The 19,605-nt window shown below is 44.9% G+C and carries 3 protein-coding genes and 1 pseudogene; 1 reads left to right on the forward strand and 3 read right to left on the reverse strand.

The annotated features are described in order from the left end of the window. The 3 genes from HWQ58_RS22155 to HWQ58_RS22165 all read right to left on the reverse strand — a co-directional run bounded on the left by HWQ58_RS22155 (position 1) and on the right by HWQ58_RS22165 (position 18,448). Positions 1 to 14,031, reverse strand: coding sequence for a non-ribosomal peptide synthetase/type I polyketide synthase (locus tag HWQ58_RS22155; protein ID WP_292867177.1), 14,031 nt, complete (start codon positions 14,029 to 14,031; stop codon positions 1 to 3). 53 nt (positions 14,032 to 14,084) lie between these two features. Next, complete coding sequence (locus tag HWQ58_RS22160) at positions 14,085 to 18,080, reverse strand: AMP-binding protein (protein WP_292867179.1); 3,996 nt, start codon at positions 18,078 to 18,080, stop codon at positions 14,085 to 14,087. Positions 18,081 to 18,247: 167 nt separating this feature from the next. Continuing rightward, a complete protein-coding gene (locus tag HWQ58_RS22165) occupies positions 18,248 to 18,448 on the reverse strand; it encodes a hypothetical protein (protein WP_366838418.1) in 201 nt (66 codons plus the stop codon). Between the two features lie 448 nt (positions 18,449 to 18,896). Between HWQ58_RS22165 and HWQ58_RS22170 the strand changes: the two are divergent. Then, positions 18,897 to 19,605 (forward strand): annotated as a pseudogene (locus tag HWQ58_RS22170) (ISH3 family transposase); the annotation flags it as partial.

A 19,605-nucleotide genomic window follows, 5' to 3' on the forward strand; every position in this document is an offset into this window, starting at 1 on the left:
TCAAAACTCCACTATTTCGCCACTGACTTCTGTAACTGGTAAATTTTGTGTTGCCCAATCCATGACTTTTACGTAGGCTGCTAAACCAGCCACTGTAGGAGACTCAAACATCGTCTGTATGGGTAGGTTAAGTCCAAAAGCTGAATTTACCCGTGATATCACTTGAGTAGCTAGCAGAGAATGCCCACCTATTTCAAAGAAGTTGTCCTTGACTCCAATCCGTTCCAGTCTCAAAACTTCACTCCAGATTTGAGTTAGTTGAGCTTCAATAGGTGTTCGAGGTAAAACAAAACTAGTTGAGAGATTTCTGGTGGCTGTATCAGGTGTTGGGAGGGAGCGGCGATCAACCTTGCCATTGGGTGTCAGGGGCAAGGCATTGAGGAGGACAAAAGCTTGGGGAACCATATAATTGGGTAGCTTTTGTTGGATAAATTCGCGTACTTGCGGTACGAGCTTGCGGACTAACTTGCCTTGCAAGGGATTGTTAGTGTAGTTAGTCCAGGGTTTGGTGGTGACTGTCTCACGATCCCAAAAAGCCATCGCCCCTAGTTTATCAGATGTCTGCGTTGAATTGCGACAGAACACCAGATCATAGCAACCATCCTGACTACTCTCCCACCAACTCAGGTGGACAGTGTAATTGAGTTGCTGCCCCAACTGCCAAAACTCTTCCGGATTTATCCCACCTGCTGACTGTTGTGCTAGCAGTTGCCGCAATTGGCTGACTGTCTCAACACCAGGGGGATGTTCCAACCATTGCCAAATCTGTAATGCTTGCTGTACCCGTTGATTAGGTACGCGCCTAATTCCCAACAGTTCTGGCTGCTCTTGAAGCAACTGGTTTTGAATTTGTGTGAATGAGAGCTTGTCTAGTTGCCAGTTTAACCAAGGAACTATCGTCACTTCGGCTTTGCTCAGTGCAAGTGTTTGCACATTAGTGTTTACATGGAGGGTAACATCATAGCGAAATTGACTTAACTCATTTTGAAAGCGACCACGTTTCGGCTGAATCTCCACCCAAGTAATCTGGGAAAAACGTTGTTGCAGGGCAATGAAAAAACTCGGATCGATGAGCAATTCTTCTTCCCCGTCTATACTCTGGTGTACCTGCTGCTGCCATTGCTCAACACTTTTGGATTCAGGGACTTGGGACAACTGTACAGCCGCATGGTATGGCTCCAATAGAGGCAAGCTGCGGACATCGCCCACGAAAATAGTCCCTTGATCGCCAATCGTCGCCATGACTCCTTCTAGAACTTGCAACAGATACTCAACGCTGGGGAAATACTGTATAACTGAGTTCAAAATTACAGTGTCAAATTCTGCTGTGGGGATGTCTTCAAAGTTATCCGCCGTTTTGTGCAACAGCCGGACATTTTCTAAACCCTCTACTGAGTGACAGAGCCGTTCAACATACTGTAGAGCTGCTTTGGAGTAATCGGTTCCCCAATACTGTTGGCAGCGCTGGGCAACACGAGATAACAATAACCCCGTGCCACAACCAATTTCTAAGACTCGCTGCGGTAACAGAGACAAAATTCGCTCCACCGTACTCTCCACCCACTCCTGCATCTCTTGAGCTGGGATGGCAAGCTTTGTGTACGAACTGTTCCAACCAGCAATATTGAACGTTAAGTCATCTGTAGATGCTTGAGACTGACTATAGGCTTGTTCATAGAGCGTTTGCCAATCCGAAACGTACTCGTTCTGCCATTGGTAAACCTGTTCGGATAATGCTTGGCCTTTGAGATCCGGCACTAAATAAGCTACCAGACTTGTACTGAGCGAAGCCGAAGTGCGTTGATCGCCAGGGATGTCTTCTCTTGCTACGACAACACTCTCCCGCACTAAGGGGTGTTGACTCAAAACTGCTTCAACTTCCCCAGTTTCGATGCGAAAACCGCGAACCTTTACCTGATGATCTATCCGACCGAGAAACTCGATATTCCCATCACTCAGGTAACGAGCTTTATCTCCAGTTTTGTAGAGACGAGAGTGCTTTGCACACGCTTCGCGATCGCCAAGCTTTGAACTGAAGGGATGGCGAATAAATTTCTCAGCAGTCAACTCAGGGCGGTTTATGTAGCCACGAGCCAAACCAATACCCCCGATGTGTAGTTCGCCCGGAACACCTATGGGAACCGATTGGCAATGGTCGTCTAAAATGTATATCTGTGTGTTAGCAATAGGGCGACCAATGGGTGGTTTCTGGCTGCCGTCGCTACAAAAAGCTACTGTCGCACAGACAGTCGATTCAGTAGGTCCGTAGGCGTTGAACAAGCGTCGCCCTCTAGACCATTGCGCCACCAAATCGGCTGACAAGGCTTCTCCCGCTACGATGATATACTGTAAGGCGGGCAATCTCTCAGCAGGCAACACTGCCAAGGCTGAAGGTGGAAGGGTGATGTGAGTAATCGACTGGTCATGCAGTAATTGCATCAAGTTCTCACCTGGCAGTAATGATTCTGACGTTCCCAGAACTAGCCTTGCTCCCGAACCAAAAGCCATAGCAATTTCCCAAATTGAGGCATCGAAGCTTAAGGAAGCAAACTGGAGAATGCGGCTGTCTGGCTGTACGTCAAAGAGCCGAATTTGCTCAGCAGCTAGGTTGCACAATCCCTGGTGAGCGACTAAAACCCCTTTAGGTTTGCCTGTAGACCCAGATGTATAAATTACATAGGCTAAATTCTCCAACTGAACGCCACTGACGGGATTCTCTTCACTCTCCTGAGAAATTACCCCCCAGTCTGCATCCAAATAGACCACCTGTGCCTGATGTTTGGGAAATCTGTCCGCTAACGAAGACTGAGTAACCAGCACCTGCAATTGAGCATCACTCAACATATAGGCAATGCGATCGCTGGGATATTTTGGATCTAGGGGGACATAAGCACCACCTGCTTTGAGAATTCCCAACAATCCCACAATCATGGACAGAGAACGTTCCACACAGATGCCTACCAACATTTCTGGTTTCACGCCCTGTTTTTGCAAATAATTTGCTAATTGATTGGCCTGTGCATTCAACTGCCCATAGGTAAGTTGTTGCGCCTCAAATACGACGGCGACTGCATCAGGATTTTGTTCTACAAAGCTCTCAAACAGTTGATGCAGACATTGCGTTGGATAATCCGTTTGAGTCGTGTTCCACTCCACTAACAATTGCTGCTGTTCGGCTGCTGTAAGTAGGGGTAATCGGTTGACTGGTTGTTCTGGGTAAGGAACAATAGCCGCTAACAACGTTTGATAATGCTGCATCATGCGAGCGATCATTGCCGCATCAAATAAATCGCTACTGTAACAGCAAAAGCCATTAAGACCTTCTAGAGTTTCCCAGAAGTGTAGTTCTAGGTCAACCCGAACCGTGTCAAGATGCCAAAGCATCTGCTCGACGCTTAAACCAGGCAAATCCCAGTCGGAGGTAGGAGCATTTTGCAGTGCAAATGCCACCTGCACCAGGGGGTTACGATTCAATTTTCGCTCTGGTTGCAACTCTTCTACCAATATCTCGAAGGGCAAATCCTGGTGTTCATAGGCATTGAGGGTGACTTGCCGTACTTGCGCCAGTAAGGCTTCAAAGGACGGTTCTTGGGATAAATCGAACCTCAAGGCTAGAGTATTGACAAAAAATCCAATCAATGGTTCTGTTTCTTTGCGGTTGCGATTGGCAATAGGAGAGCCTACCACCAGATCCGTTTGTCCACTGTAGCGAGAAAGTAAGACGACAAAACCTGCTAGCAGCGTCATAAACAGAGTGGCTTCTGACTCCTGGCCGATCTGTCTGAGTTGTTGCGTCAGCTTGCCATCTATTTGAAAGCGCTCTACACCTCCGCGAAAAGTCTGTACAGCTGGGCGGGAGCGGTCTGTGGGTAGTTCTAATAGTGGTGGCGCTCCCGCTAACTCCTGCTTCCAGTAACTTAACTGACGTTCCAGTACCTGATTTGTCAGCCATTGGCGCTGCCACACTGCAAAGTCGGCATACTGCACAGATAACTCTGGTAATACAGCAGAACTACCCGCGGAAATGGCTCGATAATGGACAGACAGTTCGCGGTTCAAAACGCCTATTGACCAACCATCAGCAGCAATATGATGAATCGCCAACAGCAATATGTATTCGTCTTGAGAAACTCGCCAAAGCATGACTCGCAGCACAGAATCATTGGCCAGATCGAATGGTTTGCGGGCTTCTTTTTTTGCCTGTTGCTCCACTTGTTTCCAAGAATCTGGCACATTCTGGAGATCCACCACTGGCAATGTTATGGTTATGTGAGGGGCGATCGCCTGTACTGGCTTATCATCTTTGATCGCAAAGCGAGTACGCAGAACTTCATGCCGCCGCACTATTTCTTGAAGCGCCCCCTCCAAAGCTTTGACATTTAGATTTCCCACCAGACGCAAGGCACAAGACATTGTGTAAGCACCACTTTCGCCTTCCAAGTGATGGAGAAACCACAGGCGTTCCTGCGCCCATGACAGGGGTATGTCTTTCTCTCTGGGGACAGGCACAATCGCCCCAAGCGTCAGACCTGAATCGGTTTGAAGTTCAGCTAAGATCGCATCGCTTAACTGGGCAACCGTAGGTGATTTAAATAGATAGCGCAATGGCAACGAAATCTGGAAAGCTGACTGCAAGCGAGAAATTACTTGTGTAGCCAGCAGGGAATGCCCGCCGAGTTCAAAGAAATTATTGTGAATGCCCACTTGCTCTATTCTCAGCACCTCAGTCCAAATTTGTGCCACCGTTTTTTCAATGGATGTGTGCGGGGCAACAAATTTGTCTAACATTTGCGAAGCTAAATCTGGTGCTGGAAGGGAGCGGTAGTCTACCTTGCCGTTGGATGTTAGTGGCAAAGTTTCTAGTACCACAAAAGCATTTGGCACCATGTAAAGTGGCAGTTGACTAGAGAGGTACTGACGCAGTTGGGGACTTGCGGGTGTTAAGTGTAAATTTGGTATCACATAGGCGACTAAGCGCTGAACACCTAGAGTGTCTTTACGGGCGATAACACAAGATGTTTGCACATCACTATGTTGATTTAGTACTGCTTCGATTTCTCCCAACTCGATGCGGAAACCGCGAATTTTTACTTGATTGTCGATGCGTCCTAGATACTCAATGTTGCCATCGGGTAAATAGTGTGCTAAATCCCCTGTTTTGTAAAGCCGCGAATCCGAGTCGGTGCTAAAGGAGTTGGGGATGAATTTTTCTTGTGTCAATTCTGGACGATTGAGATAGCCTCGTGCCAAACCCGCACCACCAATGTGCAGTTCTCCTGCTATACCAATGGGGACTGGTTGTAGATATTGGTCTAGTATATATATTTGAGTATTATGAATGGGGTGTCCAATTGGGATCTTTTGCTCATCAATTTCTGTTGTGGCTGAACCCGACAATTTGCATAGCGTTGCTGCTACAGTCGTTTCAGTAGGTCCATAAGCGTTTATTAGCTGAGGGTACTCGCCTATATGCTGCTGCCAGATTCTTAATTGTTGCTTGAGCAGAGGCTCTCCACCAATAGTTACTAGCCGGATGCAATCGGGCAGGAGCAAATTGGCATTGGCTAATTCACTAGTTACCTGATACCAGTATGCTGTTGGCAAGTCTAATACTGTTAAATTCCAATCCCGGCATTTTTCGATAAACGTCTGTACAGAACTCAACATTTCATCGGTTCGCAACACTAAGGTTGCACCGCAACTCAGGCAAGGATAGATTTCTGCTGCCGCCACGTCGAAACTAATAGAGGAAAACTGTAGTGAGCGATCGCTATTGCTTAACCCATATTCAACAATTGCTGTCTGCGTAATATTAACTAAGGAGTGATGTTGAATCATTACTCCTTTAGGCTGACCTGTAGAACCAGAAGTGTAAATTACATAGGCTAAGTTTTCTCTTGTATTACTATTAACCAAGTCAAGATCGCTCGACTGGGAGATAAGTTGCCAATCAGTATCCAAACAGACCCTGCACTGAGCGACTTGTGCCGAGCGGAGCCGAGGTAAGCCGAAGTGAAGCGGCGCATGATACTCAGGTAGCCGTTCAAGAAGATGTTGTTGAGTCAGCAGTACTTGAACTTGAGCATCTTCAAGCATGAAGTTCAAACGCTCTTGGGGATACTCTGGGTCAAGTGGCACATAAGCACCACCCGCCTTAAGAATGCCCAAAAGTCCCACCACCATTAACAGTGAACGTTCCACACACAACCCTACCAGCACATCTGCTCCCACACCCAAAGTTTGCAAGTAATGCGCCAATTGATTAGCTTTGGCATTCAACTCGCGGTATGTTAGAGACGCGACATATCGCGTCTGTACATTTTCAAATACCACCGCCACTGCATCGGGGGTGCGCTTAACTTGTGACTCAAACAACTGATGGATACATTTATCAAAGGGATACTCAGCTTGAGTATCATTCCACTCGACTAATAACTGATGCCGTTGGTCAGCAGTAAGTAGAGGTAATTTTCTAAGATGTTGTTCCGGCTCGGTAACAATTGCTTGCAACAAAGTCTGGAAATGACTCAGCCATCGCTCAATAGTGTATGCATCGAATAAGTCGGTATTATAATTACACTCCAGTAATAGCTCACCCGCTCTCTCTGCCACATTTAAATGGAGATCCTGATCTTTAAAGTTAACAACTTGAGGCAATAAGTTAACGTCCAGTTGAGACATCTGTGGCAGAGTAATAGGCGGCTCTAAATTAAAGCTCACGTCAACCAAGGGAGAGCGACTAGTATCCCTTGGTAGGTTCAGTTGATTTAGCAATTGGGCAAAGGAGTAATCTTGGTGTTCGTAAGCTTCTAATAAATTACCTCGCATCTGTTTGAGATATTCTACAAACGTAGGATTACCTGCCAACTCACTACGTATCGGTAAGAAATGGGCACAATAACCAACCATCCCCTCACCCCCCAAGAGTGATCGCCCAGATGTGGGAACCCCCACGATAATATCATCTTGTCCTGTCAGTCGATGAATTAACGTTGTGTAAACTGATAGTAGGATCATCAGCAGGGTGCAACCTTGTTGCTGACTGAACAGTTTGAGGTTTTTGGTCACTTGAGCATCAAGCTTAATGGTTTTGCCACTGACGTGATAGGTTTTGATGGGTGGGCGAGTGCGGTCAGTGGGTAAGTCTAAAACAAGGGGTGCGGTCAATTTCTCCAACCAGTAAGATTGGTGAGCTTTCATCTCCTGCATCTGGCAATGCTTATTTTGCCACTCTATGTACTCCCGAAATTGTTTTGGAGGATTGAGATGGCAAACCATTCCTTGAGACTCGGCTGAATACAAAGCCCCCAATTCTCGGAGAATAACTCCTATCGACCAGCCATCAATCACGATGTGATGGGCAGTCAAAACCAGTAAATGGAGTTCTGGCTCCAATTTGAGGAGATGCACACACAACAGAGAACCGTTACTCAAATCAAAGGGTTTTCGGCTTTCTTGGTCGAGCCACTCAGCGACTTGAGCATTGCAATCGCCTTCTAAACAACTGAAATCCAATACAGGACAATCTACTTTGAAGGTAGGTAAGATTTCTTGCACATCCCCCTTGGGGCTGATTTTTGTTCGCAGTGCCTCGTGGCGGTCAACTAGTTTCTGTATCGCTTGGCTCATTGCTGTTGCGTTCAACGAACCTCGTAATTGCAGCGTTACAGATTCGTTATAAGCAACTGAGCTATCTTCTCCCAACTGGGCTAACATCCAGAGTTGCTTTTGAGCTTCAGTGAGAGGGACTTCGGATGCAGCCGACGCTATAACGACAGTTTGTTTGGATCGAATTCCTACCTTCCCCTGGTTATTGGGAATAGTCACAACTTCTCTAAATTGACTTTCCTTTAACAGATCCTGCCATTGGTAAGGAGAAAGCAAAGGGGAGGATGGTCTCAAATCCAGGTCGGCAAACTTCCACCAACCTTCTGTCAACCCGAATGTCAAATCCAACCAGCGTTGGCGAACGGTTACTTCTAACAGTACTAGCAGCCCACCAGGAACTAACAACTGGTGTATATGCTTTAATGTCTGACGCAAATCCTTGGTAGCGTGTAACACATTAGCCGCTATGATCAAATCGTACTGACGAAAATCAGACGCTTGTGTTTTGGGATCTTGCTCGATGTCTAAAATCTCATAGCGTACAAATGGATAATCGCCAAATTTCTTTTGAGCTTTGGAAATTAATACAGGGGAGACATCGGTAAACACGTATTCTGTCTGATGGTCTAGCAGTTGAGGCAGAATATAGGATGTTGTTCCCCCAGTTCCGCCTCCAATTTCTAGAATTCGCACCCTGCATTCCTGTGGGAAACGCTCCAGTACTTCAGAAACTGCCTTTTGCACTAAGGTGTTCATCACCTGAGACCCAGGTGAATCCTGATATAGTTTGGTTAGCGCGGTGGAATTACCCTTTGGGAATAACAACTCCAAAGGGTGGCACTCTCCCTGTAAAACTTGTGCAAGTTTCTGACCACAACGCTGGAGCAAGGTCAGTTCTGCTTCTACTTTTGGGTATTGAGCCAAAAATGCAATTTCTTGTGCTTGTGGGTTTTGAATCTCTACTATCTGAGTGACTTCCCAATGGTCATTTACTTGATGTAGCACTTTTTCTTCTGCTAGCATTTCCAGTAAGCGCTCCAGCAACCGTTGGTGCTGCTCGATGATGCCCAATTGCTTTACAATAAATTTTGTTGAGAAGCGCCGCCCCGGTTGAAATTTCCATCCCATTTGCTGGAATGCTCTCAAAACATAAGTGATGCTTAGGGCTTCCAACTGGGCTACTGCTTCTCCATAAAATTTTACATTTTGTTGACAAGTTACTTGAGTGAACTCCGACAGCAGGCGATCGCCAATCTCTGAGGCGGTAGGCATATAATCTCTTAGACGGCACTCGTCTCGACCCCAGAATAAGGCGGATGGCGTCAGGTTTTTATCCGAAAGGGCTGGTGTCAAATCGCTTAATGTTTCATTAGTGGTTTTATCAGTTTTTAGCGACTCGCTTAAACCTGACGGTAAAAAACCACCTTCTCGCAGTTCTTTGACACTATCCTTGACTGCTTGGATAACATAATTAATATCCGCATCGGTATGTGCTGTAGAAAGAAAACAGTTACGCCCTTCCCAGATATAAACACCTTTGTCAATTAAATGATAAAAAAATAAATCTAGATTTCCTGGGAAAGTAAAACGAAACAGCGAACCAAAATGCACAATGCGGATGGGTACATCTTCTTCTTCAAAGTAAGAGTTAAGTGTTTGGACTAACTGCGATGTGCGCTGATTTAACTGCTGCTGAAGTTCAGTACCTTGTTTCTTGAGATGCTGAAGCACTGCTAATGCTGCAACCATCCCTGTGTGATTTTTATTAAAGGTTCCAGCAAAAAATATCTTTTCTGCTTGTGGATACGAAGCATCTCCATAGTTCCACAAACCACCATCAATACCATTCATGTAGGTGGCTTTCCCAGCTACCACTCCTATTGGAGTCCCACCGCCGATAATTTTTCCATAAGTGACGATATCTGCTTCAATGCCAAACCATGCCTGCGCCCCACCTGGATGTATGCGAAAACCTGTAAGAACTTCATCAAAAATCAGTGCTGTTCCTGATGCTTGTGTCAATTGCCTCAATTGCTGTAAAAATTCTTTGGGCTGCAAATCAGGTCGGCGGCTCTGCACAGGCTCAACCAATACAGCAGCTAATTCCTGAGCATGGACTTGCAAAATCTCAATGGATTTTGGATTTCCATAATCCAGTACTAAAACATTTTCAACAAAATTCTGAGATACTCCTGAAGCTAAAGGTACAGCTTTAATCTTACCCTCTGGTGCTGTGGCTAAGATTCCATCAAACTGACCATGATAGGAACCAGCAAATAAAGCAATCTTAGTACGACCTGTCGCCGAGCGTGCTAGACGTAGCGCTGTCATCACTGCTTCTGTACCTGAATTACAGAAAGTAACTCGCTCCATACCCGTCAGTTCGCAGATTAACTGGGCAACCTCTCCTGCTAACTTAGACTGGGGGCCAATTTTAAGACTTTGTTGATAGTGCTTTTGAACAGGTTCAGTCACGAACTGTGGATCGTGACCAAAAAGAAGCACCCCGAATCCCATAGTGATATCTACATACTCATTCCCGTCCACATCCCAAAATCTAGAACCTTGCGATCGCTCTCCAGCGATAGGATAGACCATCTCCTTAATGGAGAGACGGAACCCAGCTGTAGCTCTGCTATCGGCCAGTACCGGACGATAGCTTTGTGCAAGCTGTTTTGATTTTTGATGGCGTTTATTATAGCGATCGCTCAGTACTTCTATATGGTGCTGTTGTTGCAGACTTAGTTCCTTTCCTGGAATATCTGCACCTGGAAAAGAAGAAAGAGGTGAAAATGGCTCATGGGACGGTTGCTTTAACTCCGGCTTGGTTGGAGTGGCAGAAGGTGTTGCTTGAGTGATTTGGTTGTGTTGCTCTTTCTGGGGCGAATCAACAGCAGGCGTTATAGTTTGAGCGGATTGAAGCTGCCCATTCTTGGATGACAATAAACTTTTTTCAGACGAACCGTTGCCGCGCAAGACCTCTAATTGCTGAGACATGACTTGGAGCTGCTGCGTCATAATTCGTTCTAAGGTCGTCTCAGGAGCTGCTGTTCCTTTGTGTTCAAAATCCTGTGTACTAGGAAGGCTTGATTCAGGGGTTGATTGAGTAGAGATTGGTTGCTCTGGCTGTTGTAGAGAATCTGGCTCAACCCTTTGTGGGGATAATTTTTGGTCTATGTACGTAGCTAATGTATAAATAGTCGTCAATTCTTCAAATAACTGACCAATTGCAATTTTGATTCCATAAGTGTTTTCAATCCGGCGCACGGCTTCGACGAGAATGATGGAATCTGCACCCATTTCCAAAAAGGGAGCATGAATGTTGACATCTGCTGGCGAGACTTGCAGTAAATTCCCGACTAAAGCTTGCAATCTGGCTAAAATTTCTTCTAGTCTGCTGGGTGTGGGAGTAGCATCTATTTTGAATGTCGATTTTTTGCCATTTACAGCCAAGTCTTTTTCATTCATGGTTTGTTTTACTTGTTGAATCCAATAGCGCTGTCTTTGAAACGGATAGGTCGGTAGTGCGACTTTCTCGTGCAGATAGTCTCGTTCAAACTCTAACCAATCAACTTTGACTCCGGCTACGTATAACTCACTCAAACTAAAGAGCAGTTGTTGCCATTCCGGTACTCCAGAACGCAAAGAAGGTAGCCACAGACCCTCGCTGTCTGGCAAACATTGATACCCCATACTCAACAAAATCGGCTTGGGCCCAATCTCTAAGAAAACTTTATATCCTTGCTGATGCAATGTCTGCATACTGTCAGCAAACCGCACTGCTTGTAGCACATGATTCACCCAGTATTGCGCTGTGGTAATCTGCTCATCAGCTGGTCGTCCAGTGACATTAGATACTAATGGAATCTGGGGCTGTTTGTAGGTGACATGATTGGCTACTTGCTCAAACTCCTTCAACATAGGTGTCATCAGTGGGGAATGGAAGGCATGAGATACTTGCAAACGCTTTGTCTTGATTAAGAGCGCTTCTAGCTGGTGGCAAATAGTACCAATTTCTTCACTAGCTCCTGAAATCACTACACTTTCCGACCCATTGATGGCTGCGATCGCCACTGTACGCTCATAAGGTGCTATGATTTGCCGCACTTGCTCTTCGGAAGCAATCAGTGAAATCATCTCGCCTCCCGGTGGCAGCTGCTGCATCAACTGTCCCCGATGGGCAATAAGTTTCAATCCATCTTCCAGACTAAAAATCCCTGCTACAGTTGCCGCAACATATTCGCCAACGCTATGACCCATCACCACATCTGGTTCAATACCCCAAGATTTCCACAGTTGATACAGAGCATATTCAAAAGCAAACAGCGCAGGTTGGGTATAGGCGGTTTGATCAATAGGCAGAGTGGATGAGGAAGATGAGGGAGAATTTTCAAAAAACTTCTCCCCTGTTCTCTTGCTCCCCGTTCGCGTAGCGTCTCCGATAGGAGAAGTTTGGATGCCTGCGGCGGGCTGCGCTAACGGAGGAAGCCACCGCTTCAGCTTCTCTTCCTGCTCCTCTATCTGAGCAGGATATAGTACTTCTAAGAGCGAATGCTTCAGTAATGGGCGAAGAATTTCATCGCACTGATCTAATGTTTGGCGGAAAATGGGTTGAGTGTCGTAGAGTTCGCGTCCCATATTGATATACTGGGAACCCTGACCCGTGAATAAAAACGCTATTTTCGGACGTTTTCTAGACACTTGTCCGCTTACCAGTCCAACAGTTTCGTTACCAGTAGCAACAGCACTCAACTTTTCGCCCAACTCTGGGGTTGTTCGCGCTACTACAGCAAGGCGGTGGGTAAAATGCGATCGCCCCGTATTGGCACTAAAGCAAACATCTGCTATGGATGCTTCCGGATGAGACTTTAAGTAAGCTTGATAATGGCTGACAAGTTCTTGCAGAGCGGACTCAGTTTTTGCGGAGAGTGTGAGTAGGTGATAAGGACGCTCAACAACATTTGCATCTTGAATTTTGAGTCGCACCTTTGGTGCGCTGGAAGCGCAACTTGAATTTTGACTTCCTATTGATGCTTCCTCTAAAATTAGATGCACATTAGTCCCACTCATGCCAAATGAACTGACCCCAGCCAAACGAGGCTTTTGTTTTGCAGTCCAGGGAGTTGGCACAGTTGTAACTTCAATAGGAAGTTTTTGCCAAGGAATGTAGGGATTTGGTTCTTTTAGATGTAAAGTGGGTGGAACTAACTTGTGCTGGAGAGCAAGCACAACTTTCATTAGACTTGCTATTCCGGCTGCTGCTTCTAAATGACCAATATTGGTTTTTACCGAACCAATCGCTAGGCGATCATCCTCTGAACGTCCTTGAGCTAATACCTTTCCCAAGGCCAAAACTTCTATGGGGTCTCCCAAAGGCGTCCCCGTTCCATGAGCTTCCACATATTGGATCTCAGTTGGCTCTACCCCAGCATTGAACAATGCTTGACGAATTACCGCTTCTTGAGCCGAACCGTTGGGAGCTGTGAGTCCATTGCTCTGACCATCATGATTGACCGCCGAACCTTTAATCAGAGCTAAAATATTATCGCCGTCTTTTATCGCTTCACCAAGACGCTTCAGCACTATGATCCCACATCCTTCTCCCCGCACGTAACCATCAGCATTAGCATCGAAGCTTTTGCAGCGACCATCAGCAGCTAAAGCTTTCAACTTGCAAAAGCCAATTGTAGTTGTCGGTGAGAGCATCAAGTTCACTCCACCCGCTATGGCGAGATTACACTCTTTTGAACGCAGACTGGAGCAGGCTAGATGAACTCCCAATAGCGAAGAAGAACAGGTAGTATCTAGTTGCATGGTAGGCCCTTGTAGACCCAAGATGTATGACAAGCGACCGGCAGCAATACTTTGGCTGTTACCTAATAGTGTGTAGGCATCAATACAGCCCGGATCGCCAGAATTTATGCTTAATTGTGAATAATCATCAAAGCCAACTCCAATAAATACTCCTGTTTGGCTTCCTCTCAAACCCTCTACTGCAATTGAGGCGTTTTCTAATGCCTCCCATGTTACCTCTAGAAGCAGCCGCTGCTGGGGGTCTATACTTGTCGCTTCTCTTGGAGAAATTCCGAAAAACTGAGGATCGAACTTGTCTACCTCATCTAAAAATCCACCATACCGCGTGTACATCTTCCCTGGTACATCTGGATCTGGGTCATAGTAAAAATTAATATCCCAGCGATTTGCTGGTACTTCTTGTGTTGCATGTCTTCCTTCGGACAAAAGATTCCAAAATGCTTCTGGATTATTTGCACCTCCCGGAAAGCGGCACCCCATACCGACAATAGCAATTGGTTCTGTTCTTGCTTGCTCAATAGCATCAAGTTTAGAACGCATATCTGTTAGTTCTAAATATGCATTTTTTAATAATTGTCGATAGTTTATATTATTTGAAGTACTAGTCATATCACTCTTAATATGTAATATTATTTATAATTTGAGAGAAATTCATAACTTAATTAATTTGATTTTCTCTTTTTATTTACTGCTATTTCCTGGCTGAGTAATTTAGCTAGCTCTTCTTCAGAGAGTGTTTCTAAATCCGTTGAAGCTTTTGCAATCTGCTCATTAGATTCTGGAGATTTCAGTCCTAAGTTCTTGGAGCTTTCGATTTCACTGTTGAAACGTTGCTGTAAATTTACTTGAGAAGTTTGTTTTGATATGCTGAGTTGGCTGGCTATATAATGCGCTAAAGCTTCAGTTGTGGGAAAGTTCCAGGCAATTGTAGCTTCAAGTTCTAGAGCTTGTCCTAGCCAGTCTTCTAACTCCTGTGATAATTCCACCACCATTACTGAATCCATGCCATACTCAGCAAACGATTGACTAGAGTTCACTAATTTGGCATCAATTTTTAATTTTTTGACCAGCCAATTTTCTATCCAGTTCTGAATCGTCTCGCCTGTATGGAGATAGAGATGTTGAAACTCAGCAGAGTTCACCTCTACAGTCCTGGGCATTTCAATTGGGGTAGAAATTTCTACTTGGTTGTTGGATTTTTGGCTGGAACTGATTATGGAAGGGTCTTGCCGTAGCAGTTCATCTAGTTCATAGTCTTCGCCTGCGAGGGTTTGTTCAATATTGCCGATCGCTTCTGTATAATCCAGTATGATCTCACTAATGGCATCTGCATCTGATAGGACGGATTCAGCCGGGATACCACGTAAGGCTGTTTCGAGCTTTTGTTGAAAGTGAAGTTGTGTCCACTCAACAGCCCGGCGTAGGGGTTCTGATTGCATTTGCTCAAATGCCTGTTGAGTTACAGCCCACAGAACAGCAAAGGAGGCGAGTTCGCCGATCAGCAAATATCCCCAGCGGGTTGCAGAGATTTGGTCTGAGAAGGGAGCGTGAGCTTGGGCGTAGCGATCGCGGATGTGTTCGACAGCTACTCTCAAGCGATGAGAAACTATTGATGCTGCCAGTTCCTTGCTTAGAAATTGGTGTATTCTTGCACTATTGTTGACAACACAGGAGCCAACAAACATCTGTAGGGTTTCGGTGGGGCCTTCAAAAATGCGAGTTACTCTAGCATCGCGGAGGAGTTGAGGTGCGATGTTCGTCTCGATATAACCACGACCGCCCAGTAGCTGAACGAGACTATCAGCAGCCTTCCAGAAAAACTCTGGCCCAGTTGTCTTGCAAATTGCATAGATTTCCGGTGGAACAAAATTCCCATCGTCAAGTAACCTGCTTATCTTGGCAACTAGGGTTTCCACAGATGTAATAGCCGCCGTGAGATCGCTCAATTGCATCAGTGTTACTGGGTTATCTAGCAAGCGACCCGTTGATATTGAACGGCGATCGGCATAGCGAAGCATCAACTGGACACAGCGCTTCATCCCGCCTACGCTCATAGCCGCCAGACACAATCGGGTATACATCATGGCATCCTGAGCAGCTTTCATTCCTTGCCCTGGATTGCCCAACAAATGCTCTGAATCAACAGCTACGCTGTCTAAATGTACAGTATTCTGAACCATGCCCCGCATTCCCATTGTCAGGGCTTCGGTTCCAGAGCGCAAACCTCGCATTCCTTGGCGGACAACAAAACCACTGATTCCTCTAAATTTGCCGTTGGTATCGAATTGTTGCACAAAAACATTAATTGCACTTGCCCATGCTGCTGAACCGCTCCATATCTTAGTGCCTTGTAAGAGCCAGCCACCATTAGTATCTGGTATTGCTTTGGCTGAGATGGCTTGGGGATTCGACCCTGCTCCTGGTTCTGTAATTGCAAAAGCAGCCAGTTCGCGACCTGTGGCTAAGATGGGAAGGAGTTCATCCCGAACTGGATTTGAGGCATAGTTCAATATGGGACGAATCCCTAGAAAGTTGTTAACAATCACAAAGGATGCTAGGGTTTGGTCGATCGCCCCAAGTTGTTCTATAACCCGCATGATATCGTAGTTGCCAAGACCAATACCCCCGTATTCAAGTGGCACCTGCATACCCAAAAGACCATGATTGCCAAAATCAAGCACAATGTAGGGTGGGATGCAGCGACGCTCATCAATGAGTTGGGAGTTAATTCGTTCGTTGGCGTAATGGCGCAGCCATTCGATCAAATTGCTGGCACGTTCTTTACTAGAATCTCGTGCCACTGTAATATCGGTACTCTGAATGCGCGAATCTGATTTTTGGCGAGTTTGAATTGGTTTTGCTAGAGATTCTGCTTTACCTTGAGACTGGTCTAAAGTTTGGCTGGACGAATCACCCCAAGAGGCTACCACCTTCAAGCTTTTTTCTAGAAAGGCACTTCGGCAAGCAGAGCGCTGAATCTTACCACTGGAAGTTTTAAGAATGCTCCCTGTATCGAGTAGGACTATTGCATAAATCTGCAACTCGTGTTCTAAGGAGACAGCTTTACGGATAGCTCTGACTACTATATCCACATCTAGCTTCCGCCGCCAAGTACGCTCTACTTCTTGAACGACTACTAAGCGCTCTTCACCCTCGACCTCCACTATAAAAGCTGCACTACAACTAGGTCGCAGTGCTGGGTGACTCTGTGCCACTGTCCATTCAATATCTTGGGGATAATGGTTTTGACCCCGGATAATAATCACATCTTTAAGTCGCCCAGTGATGAACAACTCGCCATCTTTCAAGAATCCTAAATCCCCCGTTCTCATAAACGGGCCTTCTTTGGTGTCTTTTAAATAAGCACCAAAGGTTTTCTTGGTTTCTTCAGTTCGCTGCCAATATCCTTGAGCAACGCTAGAACCAGAAACCCAAATTTCTCCAACTTTGTCTGGGGTACATTGGGTTAATAATTCGGGATGAACAATAATTACTTTAGTATCAATTCCAGGCTGTCCATGTCCTACGAGAGTCTGTAATTTCTCTTCGCTTTTGCCTTCTATTACCCGATTTTGTGCCAGTGCTTCTGCTTGAACTGTGTAGAAACTTGGTACTTTTTGGTTTTGCACTCCAGCTACTACTAAAGTTGCTTCTGCTAAACCGTAGCCTGGACAAAACGTTGCGTCCTCAAAACCACAAGCTTGAAAAGCTCGGGTAAATTGTTTGATGGTGTCTGCTCTGACTGGCTCGGCACCATTTAAAGTTATGTGCCAACTGCTTAAATCGAGGGTAGCGCGTTGTTCAGGTGTGGTCTTGAGGACGCAAAGTTCGTAGGCAAAATTAGGAGCGGCACTATGAGTAGCTTTGTAGCGCGAAATTGCTTGAAGCCATCGTATTGGTTTTTGAATAAAAGATACAGGAGCCATCATGTAGCAGGGAAACCCTTGATACAGAGGTTGGAGAACTCCGTAGATTAGTCCCATGTCATGGAAAACAGGCAGCCACGTTACCATGACGCTTTGTGAGTTGTACTCCCATATCTGTTGCGTATACTTGGAATTTTGCAGCAGGTTGCCATGACTGATCATTACACCCTTGGGCGTTCCTGTAGAGCCGGAAGTGTACTGGAGAAAAGCTAGAGTATTCCTATCTATTTGCACTTGTTGCCAGTTTGCAGCCTCATCAATAGCGATGCTATCGGTACCCAGCAATGGCATATCGGCAAACTCTGGCTCTTGGATAAATTGACTTTGAATCTGGGTGAGAGTAGAGCTAACAGTCAGTGCTATTGTCGTTTGAGCATCTGATGCGATCGCCCGCAGTCTCGATAGACTTTGGTTGCGCTTTGGTGGATAAACTGGAACCGCTACAACACCGGCATAGAGACAGCCGAAGAAGGCAGCAATGAAATCTAAACTTGGTGGATACAACAGCAGAACGCGTTCTCCAGAAGCTTTTAGAGACTGAAGACGAGCGGCGATCGCTCGTGCTTGCAGGTCTAGTTCAGAGTAAGTCAAGCTGACTTCTTCAGTTTCTCCATCTATCAGAAAGGTATAAGCCTTTTGCTCTGATTGAATTTTTGCTCTGTAACGTAGTAGTTCTACTAAATTTGAAAATCTATCTAGAGGATTCTGGGAATTGCTTAGACAAACAGTCATAAATCAATATTTTATATTTTAAACACCCGTCTTACAACAATTAATTGGATTTTTTACTTAGAAATCTATAGGATTAAGACATTGCTTTGCTTGCATACACTACTTTCTCTAAAAAACCATTGAAATTATTCTTCAACGATTTCAACTGTTTTTGGGATCTCTACTCCTTAGGTATTAGTAAATTTTTCTGGGCTAAGTTCATTTTTCAGTTTTAGTTTTAGCTTATCTTTAATCGCTAAATTTTTAATTTCTTTAAGGAGAAATCTTACGGATTCGGTTTGACTACGTTCTTTATAGATAGCTTTGAGAATGGCTTGTATTCCATATCCGGCTACACCATCTCCCACAACTGTTATCAGACCAAGCACTCCTATACCTCCGACAATGCTAAACGCCCCTCTTAATGCTGTAACGGTAGCTGCTACTGCGGCAGAACTACCGCCTGATGTGACCGTTAGTTTTTTTAAACTAACGTGCTTTACCTACATTTTCAAATACTCTCACCTTTCTTAAGAAAATGCAATACCCGGATTTCTCACAAGTGGAAAAAAATCACTGAGGTAGACCGAAAAGTTCTGCGATCGCTCAGTGATGGATACTTGGAAACCTGATTATTGTCTGAAAAACTGTAATTTTTGATACGGTTTTGGGAAAATTCGTTTAGAGATATTACATAAGTAAAACTAATAAATTGGAGAAAAAGGTAAGGGTAGCTCCCGCACCAGAACAATCTTCTGGCGCTGTGTCTTGGAATTTTTGTAAAGTATTGAGGTGAAGAAGTAAAATTTTTAACTTAAAGGATTAATTCGTTTGGCTATGACTGCAACTACCCCGGTTTTAACCGATAATCAAACGTTAAAAGAAGTGGTTAACTGTTTAGCAGAAAATGTTCCAATTAAAACTCAAGGTAATTGCGAACAAAAAAATATATTTGAAATTTTAATTCGAGCAGCCACTCAAAGAGACAGCATTGAAAACACTACTAAAGTCTTAAAAAATGTTCCGACCAGTAATGATATCCGTTACCATTTAGAAAAATATTCAGACATCACTTCTTTGGAAGAGGATTTAAATAAGGCACTCCAAAGTCGCTTGCCAGATGGGATACGGCAGGGACAACAAAAAATCGCCATCGATTTTAATCTAATTCCATATTATGGTGAACCATCACCAGCCGAAGCACCTTTTATTTATAGAAGTAAAGCTAAAAGTGGTACTTGCTCTTTTTACGCTTATGCTACTCTCTACGTAATTAAGAAGAATAAACGAGTCACTTTAGCTATTAAAGCTGTTCGGCAACAAGATACAAAAGTAGCACTTATTACTTATCTTTTAGGGTTAATTGAGCCAATCAAGTTAAAAATTGAGCGATTGTATTTAAATAGGGAGTTCTTTTGTGTCCCAGTAATTCGTTGGTTGCAAGCTTTGGATATCCCATTTGAAATGCCAGCTATTATTCGAGGCAAATATGGGGTACAGCCGGGATACGTGCAATATGGGACACGATGCAAAGTTTTGTTAACAT

The organism is Nostoc sp. LPT, from assembly GCF_017115165.1.
Classification (GTDB): Bacteria; Cyanobacteriota; Cyanobacteriia; order Cyanobacteriales; family Nostocaceae; genus Nostoc.

Bases quoted from the DNA above. Each gene is read 5' to 3' on its own strand.
- HWQ58_RS22160 (WP_292867179.1), bottom strand. From the start codon at position 18,080: ATGACTGTTTGTCTAAGCAATTCCCAGAATCCTCTAGATAGATTTTCA.
- HWQ58_RS22155 (WP_292867177.1), bottom strand. From the start codon at position 14,031: ATGACTAGTACTTCAAATAATATAAACTATCGACAATTATTAAAAAAT.